Raw genomic sequence first — 8517 nt, forward strand, 5'->3', positions numbered from 1 at the left:
CTTCGGCACCGTGGTCTTCGCGATGTTCGCCGGCTTCTACTTCTGGTGGCCGAAGCTCACCGGCAAGATGCTGAACGACGCGCTCGGCAAGTTCCACTTCTGGACGCTGTTCATCGGCTTCCACGGCACCTTCCTGGTCCAGCACTGGCTGGGCGCGCAGGGCTTCCCGCGCCGCTACGCCGACTACAGCCCGATCGACGGCTTCACCGACCTGAACATGGTCTCCTCGATCGGCGCGTTCCTGCTGGGTGCCTCCACGCTGCCGTTCCTCTACAACGTGTGGAAGACGGCCAAGACCGCGCCCAAGGTCACCGTGGACGACCCGTGGGGCTACGGAGGCTCGCTGGAGTGGGCCACCTCCTGCCCGCCGCCGCGGCACAACTTCACCTCGCTGCCGCGCATCCGGTCCGAGCGCCCCGCGTTCGACCTCAACCACCCGTACGCCGCGGCCCCGCGCAAGCTGGAGGAGGTCCGATGAAGGTTCAGGGCTGGCTGTTCATCCTCGTCGGCATCTTCTTCGCCGCGGTGGACGTCGTCTACTGGTTCTGGTCCAAGGAACCGGTCGGCACGACGGCGATGGCGATCTCGGTCGGCTTCGCGCTGATGATCGGGTACTACCTGATGTACACCGCCCGGCGGATCGGCGACCAGCCGTCGGACAACAAGCAGGGCGAGATCAGCGACGACGCGGGCGAGCTGGGCTTCTTCAGCCCGCACAGCTGGTGGCCGCTCTTCGTCTGCCTGGCCGTCGCGCTCGCCACGGTGGGCCTGGTCATCGGCTGGTGGCTGTTCATCATCGGCGTCTTCGCGATCATCATGGCGATGATCGGTTTCGTCTTCGAGTACTACCGGGGCAACTTCTCGCACTGAGCGGACCGGGCGCGCCGGGCCACTGAGCGGACCGGGCGCGCCGAGTACGCCGAGCAGGCAGAGAGGGTCTCGCGGGCGTCGCCGAGACGCCCTCGGACCGCCGGAAGCGGGCCGTGGAATTCCTTCCACGGCCCGCTTTTTGGATTTATTTGAGGTTTGTTGATCACTCGCGTATCTCTGCGACGTGCTCGCCCGCTTACTCCGGGTAATAACGAAATCTGGAGACAGGCCGGGAAGAGGGAGTACACGTGCGGCAGGCGATCCGTGGTTCGACCTATGGGCCGGGGCTGCTCGCCCTGGCGCTGGTGGTGTCATGGCCGGCGGCCGGCGCCGCCGCGGGCACCGAGGGGGCGACGGAGCCGCCCGCGCGAGCCGGCGCGGCCGCGCCGCAGGCGGTGCGCGAGAAACCCGTCGTGATGGTGATGCCCTCCGACGGCAGCGAGGGGGTGCCGACCGATACGACCGTCCTGGTCGGCGTCCAGGGGGGAACCCTGGAGAAGGTCACCGTCCGGGCCGTGAAAGGCTCCAAGGGCTCTTCCGGGGCGACGCTGCCGGGCGTGCTGAGCGCGGACGCCACCCAGTGGCGGAGCCGGGGAACGGCCGCTCCCGGGACCACCTACGAGGTCACCGTGCTGGCGGTCGATCCGGAGGGCGGCACGACGGAGTCCACCAGCTCCTTCACCACGGTCCGGGCCGACGGGGGCTTCGCCGTGCAGAGCCTCCTGCCGCACAAGGACCACACCGGGCTCACCGTGGGCGTCGGCATGCCCATCATGATCACGTTCGACCGGGACGTCACCGACCGGCTCTCCATCGAGCGCAACCTGCTGCTGCGCACCTCCAAGCCGGTCCACGGCGCCTGGCACTGGTTCGACGACCGGAACGTGCACTTCCGGCCGAAGCGGTTCTGGCCCGCCCACACGCGGGTCCGCCTGGAGGCGCGGCTGGCCGGGGTGCGCGGAGGCGAGGGCCTGTACGGCAGGCGGAACCACGTCCTCGACTTCCGGACCGGCAGGTCCCAGATCACCTCGGGCAGCGTCCGCACCCACCGCCTGACCGTCCGGCGCGACGGTGAGGCGATCCGGGAGATCCCGATGAGCGCGGGACAGGGCGGAGTCTGGAAGTACCACACGACCAGCGGCATCCACCTGGCCATGTCGCGCGAGCCGGTGACCATCATGATCTCGCCCGGCATCGGCCCCGGCCAGCCCGGCTACTACCGCAAGACCGTCTACAACACGGTCCGGATCTCCAGCAGCGGTGAGTACGTGCACAGCGCCCCGTGGTCGGTCGGCTCCCAGGGCCGCGCCAACGTGAGCCACGGCTGCGTCAACGTCAGCCCGGCCAACGCGCGCTGGTTCATCGACAACACCCTGATCGGCGACCCGATCATCATCACCGGCTCGCCCCGCGAGCTCGAACCCACCAACGGCTGGGGCCACTGGCAGGAGGACTGGGCGCAGTGGACCAGGTGGAGCACGCTCAAGGGCTTCACCACCGAGCCGATCGGGTCCTCCACCGGTCAGTGACGGCGGGGGCGCGGCGACGGGACGGCGGGACGGCGGTCGAGGGACGGCGGGAACGAGGGGCGGGACGCGGGAGGAGAGCCGGCGGGACCCCGGGGGACGGGAACGGGAGAGGGCCCGGGCGGATGATCCGCCCGGGCCCTCTCCCGTCGTCCCGCGGGTCCGTCAGTGGACGGCGGGCTTGTCGTCGTCCCCGTCGGTGCCGGCGCCGACGGCCGCGTGGTCGTCGTGACCGTGGCCGTCACCGTGGCCGTGACCGTCGTCCATCGGGATCTTCTCGCCGCCGTAGGCGGCGCTCATCTTGGCCCGGAGCCTGCCGATCGGGCCGCGCAGGGCCTTCGGCGGGACGCCGTCGGAGCCGTTCCCGGCGCCGGGAAGGGTCGGGACCGCCTCCTTGCCGCGCATGTGCGCCTCGATGTCCCGCGACGGGGGCACGTGGACCTCGATGTACTCGCCGTGGGGCAGGCGCTTGATGACGCCCGACTCCACGCCGTGCCCGATGATCGCCGCGTCCTTGCGCTGCAGGCCGAGGCAGATCCGGTAGGTGACCACGTAGGCGATCACCGGGGCCACGAAGACCAGGACCCGGCCCACGTAGGTCGTCCAGTTCAGCGAGACGTGCAGGACCCAGGAGAGCTCGTCGTTCGCGCCCAGCAGCCACAGCACGCCGTAGAACGTCATCGCGGAGATGCCGATCGAGGTGCGGTGCGGGTTGTTGCGGGGACGGTCCACGACGTGGTGCTCGCGGTTGTCGCCGGTGATCCACCGTTCGACGAACGGGTACACCGCCAGGCCCGTCATGATGATGCCCATCGGGACCAGCGCCGGGATCAGCACGCTCAGCGGGAGCGTGCCGCCGCCCTGCCCGAACAGGTTGACCTCCCACGAGGGCATCAGGCGCAGCGCGCCCTCCAGGAAGCCCATGTAGAAGTCGGGCTGGGAACCCGCCGAGATGTCCGCCGGAGTGTACGGGCCGAACAGCCAGATCGGGTTGATCTGGGCGAAGGTCCCCAGCAGCGCGATGACGCCGAAGGTGAACATGAAGTAGGCGCCGGCCTTGGCCATGAAGGCCGGGTAGAACGGCGCGCCCACCACGTTCTTGTTCGTCCGGCCCTTGCCCGGCATCTGGGTGTGCTTCTGCACCCACATGAGGATCATGTGGGCGGAGATCAGGCCCAACAGGATGCCCGGGATGAGCAGGATGTGCAGCGAGTAGAACCGGGAGATGACATCCTCACCCGGATATTCGCCGCCGAACAGGAAGAACGTGATCCAGGTGCCGACCAGCGGCAGCGAGATGGCCACGCCCTCGGTGATCCGCAGACCGGCGCCGGAGAGCAGGTCGTCGGGGAGGGAGTAGCCGGTCAGACCCTCCAGCAGGGCCAGGGTCAGCAGGCCGACACCGATCAGCCAGTTCAGCTCGCGCGGCTTGCGGTACGCCCCGGTGAAGAACACGCGGAGCATGTGGACCATCATGCCGGCCACGAACAGCAGCGCCGCCCAGTGGTGCATCTGCCGCATGAGCAGACCGCCGCGGACGTCGAAGCTGATCTCCAGCGCCGAGGCGTACGCCGCCGACATGCCGATGCCCTGGAGCGGGGCGTAGGAGCCCTCGTAGATCACGTGCTCCATGCTCGGCTTGAAGAAGAACGTCAGGAATGTGCCGGTCAGCAGCAGGACGATGAACGAGTAGAGCGCGATCTCGCCCAGCAGGAACGACCAGTGGTCCGGGAACACCTTGCGGAGGTTGCGCCGCATGAAGTTCCCGGCGCCCAGCCGGTCGTCGAGGAAAGAGCTGGTGCCGGCGATGGGCTTCGGAACGGTTCCGGTGCTCACGACTGGCCTCCCTTCTCACGGGCCTCGGCCTCGGCGTCGCCGCGTTCCCAGAAGCTCGGCCCCGGCGGGACCGGGAAGTCGGCGGTGGCCACGAGGTAGCCCTCGCCGTCCACCGCGATGGGCAGCTGGGGCAGCGGCCGGGCGGCCGGGCCGAAGACGACCTTGGCGCCGTCGGCGGCGTCGAAGGTCGACTGGTGGCACGGGCACAGGATGTGGTGCGTGGTCTGCTCGTACAGTGCAGCGGGGCAGCCGACGTGCGTGCAGATTTTAGAGTATGCGACGATCCCGTCCGGTGCCCAGTTGCGGTTGGTGCCGGACTTGAGCTCCTCGGGGCGGAACTTGATCAGGATGAGCGTGGACTTGGCCAGCTCGTTCAGATCGTGCTCGTAGCCCTCGGGGACCACCGACAGGATGCCGCCGGGGGAGTTGAAGTCCGCCGCGCGGATCGGCGCGCCGGTGCCCTCGACGACGAGCCTGCGCTGCTTGCCCTCCTTGGTCTTCTCCCCCCAGACGGTGTGCCGCAGCTTCTTCGGGAAGTCGGAGTACTCGTGCGGGCCGAGGTCCTTCAGCAGCACCAGCGGGGCCAGGCCCAGCGGGGCCGCCGCGGCCAGCAGCGTACGGCGCAGCAGCGGCCGCTTGGTGATGCCGCTCTCGGCCGCGCCCTGCAGGAAGGTCTCGCCGACGTAGGCCCGGGTCTCGCCGTCGGAGGCCATCTCGTGGCGCTCCTGGACGAGCTTGTACTTGGGCATGACCATGCGGACCCAGACCACGATGCCCGAGGCCAGAGCCAGCAGCGCGACCGTGAGCGAGCCGCCCAGGGCCAGGTTCGAGGTCGCCGCGCTGTCCAGGTCGCCGACCTGGAAGGCCACGTAGGAGACGATGAACCCGATGCCCGCCAGGAAGGCGACCAGGAAGCAGAGAGCGGCGATCCGCTCGCCCTTCTTCGCCGTCGCCTCGTCCTGCAGGTTCACGCCGGGGACCTCGGCGGAGCCGGTGCGCTCCTCGGCGCCGAGCAGCGGCGTGCCGGTGGCGGCGTGCGAGGGAGTGCCGATGACGCGCTTGGGGACGCGCTCACCCGGCTGCTCGATGTCGTGATTGTTGTCTGTCATTGGGCCTGTCGCCTCTTCGCGGTGATCCAGATAGCGGCCAGCGAGAGCAGGCTGAGGCCCACGATCCAGGCGACCAGGCCCTCGGTGACGGGGCCGATGCGGCCGAGGTCGGCGCCACCCGGGTCCTTCTGCTCGCGCACGCCCACGATGTAGGCGATCATGTCCCGCTTCTGCTCGGGGGTGATGATGCTGTCGTTGAACACCGGCATGGCCTGCGGGCCGGTGATCATGGCCTCGTAGATCTGCCTCTCACTGGCCGGGTACAGCGGGGGCGCGTACTTGCCCTGGGTCAGCGCGCCGCCCTCGCCGGTGAAGTTGTGGCACTGGATGCAGTTGGCGCGGAAGAGCTCACCGCCCTTGGCCTTGTCGCCCTTGGAGGCGTCGACCTGATCGGCCGTCGGGATGGTCGGGCCGCCGCCGAGCGACTGGATGTACGCCGCGAGCTGCCGGACGGTGTCGTCGTTCACCCACGGTGCGGGCTGCTTGCGCGGGGCCTGCGCTCCGGGGTTGGCCAGGGGCATGCGGCCGCTGCTGACCTGGAAGTCCACGGAGGCGGCGCCCACGCCCACGAGGCCGGGACCGCGGTCCTCGACGCCCTCGGCGTTGAGGCCGTGGCAGCTGGAGCAGCTCTGCTCGAAGAGCTTCTTGCCCTCCGCCACGTCGTCGGCCTTGCCGGAGGCGATGGCCGCGTCGGCCCGCTCGCTCGTCGGGGCCGCCAGGGTGTAGGTGAACCCCAGCAGCCCCAAGGCCAGAAGCAGGACGGCGTATCTCGCGAGGGGATGCCGCCGCCCAGCGGTGATCCTATTCACAGAGATCCCCGATTCCTTAATGGATGCCATAGATGGTCACGAAAAGGCCGATCCAGACCACGTCGACGAAGTGCCAGTAGTAGGACACGACGATCGCGCTGGTCGCCTGCTCACGGGTGAAGCGCTTCGCGGCGTACGTGCGTCCCAGCATGAACAGGAACGCGATCAGTCCACCGGTCACGTGGAGGCCGTGGAAGCCCGTGGTCAGGTAGAACACCGAGTCGTACGGACCGTGCGACAGGGTGTGACCCTCGTGGACCAGCTGGCTGTACTCGTACAGCTGACCGGCGACGAAGACGGCGCCCATCAGGAAGCTGACGATGTACCAGAAGCGCAGCTTGGCGACCTGGCCCTTCTCGGCGGCCCACACGCCCAGCTGGCAGGTCACACTCGACAGGACCAGGATGATCGTGTTGGCCAACGCGAACGGGACGTTGAGGTGGGCCTCGGGCCAGGGCATGCCCTGGCCGAGGCTCACCGACCGGATGGTGAAGTACATCGCGAACAGCGCCGCGAAGAACATGAGCTCGGAGGACAGCCAGACGATCGTCCCGACGCTGACCAGGTCAGGTCTGTTGGACGAGTGTGCTGTCGTCGTCGTTGAGATTGCGGATGCTGTCGCCACGGGCAGCATTATTGCGGCTCCCCTGGTCGGGTCGCCGCACGGCCCCCCGGTAGGAGGGGTAAACGTCCCTTTAATCGGGATGTAAGGGGCAATCCGCGCCCTGTCGTCTCCGGTCTGGGTCTCCGGGCGGGCCGACCGGTAGCATCCCAGGTGACCATACATCGACAAGGGATAGTGAGCGCGACCTTGAGCACCGACGACAAGATGAGGGTCCTCGTCTACAGCGACGACGCCAGCACCCGGCAGAGGGTGCGCGAGGCGATCGGCCGCCGCCCCGCCGCCGACGTGCCCCTCGTGGAGATCGTGGAGTGCGCCACCCACGCGAAGGTCGTCCAGCACTTCGACTCCGGCGTGATCGACGTCGCGGTGCTCGACGGCGAGGCCAAGCCGGCCGGCGGCATGGGCGTCGCCCGGCAGGCCAAGGACGAGGTCCACGACTGCCCGCCGATCTGCCTGCTGATCGCCCGCCGTGACGACCGCTGGCTGGCCGAGTGGTCCCGCGCCGAGGCCGTCGTGCCCCAGCCGATCGACCCCGTGGTGCTGGCCGACACCGTCGCCGACCTGATGCGCCGCCGGCTCTCCACCCGCCTGTCGGCGCACTAGCACCAGGACGCGCACCAGCACTAGGAGACGTCCGGGCGACGCCCGCAGACGCCTGGAAGACGGGAGACGCGGAGAGGCCGCCGGCGGCCGCCCCGGGTGGGCGGCGCCGGAGCGGCCGACCCGGTTCTCCACCGCAACCCCGACCGCCGTCGCACGACCGGTAGACACTCTGGAGACCCTCATGGACGCGCGCACCACCTGGCCCGCGCTGTTGTCGGCCCTGCTCGCGGGTGAGCACCTGACGGCGGACGAGACCGCCTGGGCGATGAAAGAGATCATGTCGGGCTCGGCGACCCCCGCGCAGATCGCCGGTTTCGCCGTGGCGCTGCGCGCGAAGGGCGAGACGGTCTCGGAGGTGACCGGCATGGCCCGCACGATGCTGGAGCTGGCCACCCCGCTCTCGGTCGAGGGCCCGGTCGTGGACATCGTCGGCACCGGCGGGGACCAGGCGCACACGGTGAACGTCTCCACGATGGCGGCGATCGTGGCCGCCGCGGCCGGCGCGCGGGTGGTCAAGCACGGCAACCGGGCCGCCTCCTCCTCCTGCGGGGCCGCCGACGTGCTGGAGCACCTCGGCGTCGTGCTCGACCTGGCCCCGGCGGACACCGCCAGGGTCGCCGCAGAGGCGGGCATCGCCTTCTGCTTCGCGCCGGTCTACCACCCCGCGTTCCGTTTCACCGGCCCGCCGCGGAAGGAGCTCGGCGTGCCGACGGTCTTCAACTTCCTCGGCCCGCTGACCAACCCGGCCCGGCCGGCCGCCCAGGCGATCGGGGTCTACGACGCGCGCATGCTCCCGGTCGTGGCCGGGGTCTTCGCCGAACGGGGCGTCTCCGCCCTGGTCTTCCGGGGCGACGACGGCCTCGACGAACTCACCATCGCCACCACCTCCACGGTCTGGATCGTCCGGGACGGCGTCGCCACGCAGACCGTCTTCGACCCGGCGGTGCTCGGCATCCCCCGGGCCGGGGCGGACGCGCTGCGCGGCGGGGACGTGGTCTTCAACGCGCAGGCCGTACACGACCTGCTCGGCGGTAAGACCGGGCCGGTGCGCGACGCGGTGCTGCTCAACGCCGCCGCCGCGCTGGTCGCGCTGGACGGCGCGGGCGACGACCTGGACGCCGCGATGGTCCGCGCCCACG

9 protein-coding genes are annotated in these 8517 nt (G+C 69.8%); 5 read left to right on the top strand and 4 right to left on the bottom strand.

The annotated features are described in order from the left end of the window. The 3 genes from ACWJ6R_RS24580 to ACWJ6R_RS24590 all read left to right on the top strand — a co-directional run. On the top strand, positions 1 to 478 hold a 478-nt coding region (locus ACWJ6R_RS24580; RefSeq protein WP_449064499.1), incomplete at its 5' end, for a cbb3-type cytochrome c oxidase subunit I. Continuing rightward, entirely contained in the window at positions 475 to 870 is a 396-nt protein-coding gene (locus tag ACWJ6R_RS24585; protein WP_449064500.1) for a cytochrome c oxidase subunit 4, read from the top strand. The genes ACWJ6R_RS24580 and ACWJ6R_RS24585, both read left to right, overlap by 4 nt. A gap of 248 nt (positions 871 to 1118) precedes the next feature. After that, positions 1119 to 2399, top strand: a complete 1281-nt coding sequence (locus ACWJ6R_RS24590; RefSeq protein ID WP_449064501.1) for an Ig-like domain-containing protein — start codon at positions 1119 to 1121, stop codon at positions 2397 to 2399. A 162-nt stretch (positions 2400 to 2561) separates the two neighbouring features. Here the strand turns inward: ACWJ6R_RS24590 and qcrB are convergent, their stop codons facing one another. Genes qcrB through ctaE form a run of 4 tightly spaced genes read right to left on the bottom strand, consistent with a single transcriptional unit; the run spans position 2562 to position 6784 of the window. Beyond that, positions 2562 to 4232, bottom strand: coding sequence for a cytochrome bc1 complex cytochrome b subunit (gene qcrB, locus ACWJ6R_RS24595; RefSeq protein WP_449064502.1), 1671 nt, complete (start codon positions 4230 to 4232; stop codon positions 2562 to 2564). Further along, complete coding sequence (qcrA, locus tag ACWJ6R_RS24600) at positions 4229 to 5341, bottom strand: cytochrome bc1 complex Rieske iron-sulfur subunit (protein WP_449064503.1); 1113 nt, start codon at positions 5339 to 5341, stop codon at positions 4229 to 4231. Before qcrA ends, qcrB begins: the two co-directional genes overlap by 4 nt. Further along, entirely contained in the window at positions 5338 to 6180 is an 843-nt protein-coding gene (qcrC, locus tag ACWJ6R_RS24605; RefSeq protein ID WP_449064504.1) for a cytochrome bc1 complex diheme cytochrome c subunit, read from the bottom strand. The genes qcrA and qcrC overlap by 4 nt, the downstream gene beginning before the upstream one ends. Next, on the bottom strand, positions 6167 to 6784 hold the full coding sequence (gene ctaE, locus ACWJ6R_RS24610) for an aa3-type cytochrome oxidase subunit III (RefSeq protein ID WP_449064505.1): 618 nt from the start codon (positions 6782 to 6784) through the stop codon (positions 6167 to 6169). The genes qcrC and ctaE overlap by 14 nt, the downstream gene beginning before the upstream one ends. Positions 6785 to 6979: 195 nt before the next feature. Between ctaE and ACWJ6R_RS24615 the strand changes: the two genes are divergently transcribed. After that, a complete protein-coding gene (locus ACWJ6R_RS24615) occupies positions 6980 to 7378 on the top strand; it encodes a hypothetical protein (protein ID WP_449064507.1) in 399 nt (132 codons plus the stop codon). Between the two features lie 181 nt (positions 7379 to 7559). Next, positions 7560 to 8517: anthranilate phosphoribosyltransferase (gene trpD / locus ACWJ6R_RS24620; protein WP_449064506.1), on the top strand; the 958-nt coding region annotated here is incomplete at its 3' end.

The sequence above is a fragment of the Planomonospora algeriensis genome (assembly GCF_977012225.1).

Coding starts and splice junctions, on each gene's coding strand:
- ACWJ6R_RS24615 (WP_449064507.1), top strand. CDS start 6,980: ATGAGGGTCCTCGTCTACAGCGACGACGCCAGCACCCGGCAGAGGGTG.
- qcrC (WP_449064504.1), bottom strand. CDS start 6,180: ATGGCATCCATTAAGGAATCGGGGATCTCTGTGAATAGGATCACCGCT.
- qcrA (WP_449064503.1), bottom strand. CDS start 5,341: ATGACAGACAACAATCACGACATCGAGCAGCCGGGTGAGCGCGTCCCC.
- ctaE (WP_449064505.1), bottom strand. CDS start 6,784: ATGCTGCCCGTGGCGACAGCATCCGCAATCTCAACGACGACGACAGCA.
- ACWJ6R_RS24585 (WP_449064500.1), top strand. CDS start 475: ATGAAGGTTCAGGGCTGGCTGTTCATCCTCGTCGGCATCTTCTTCGCC.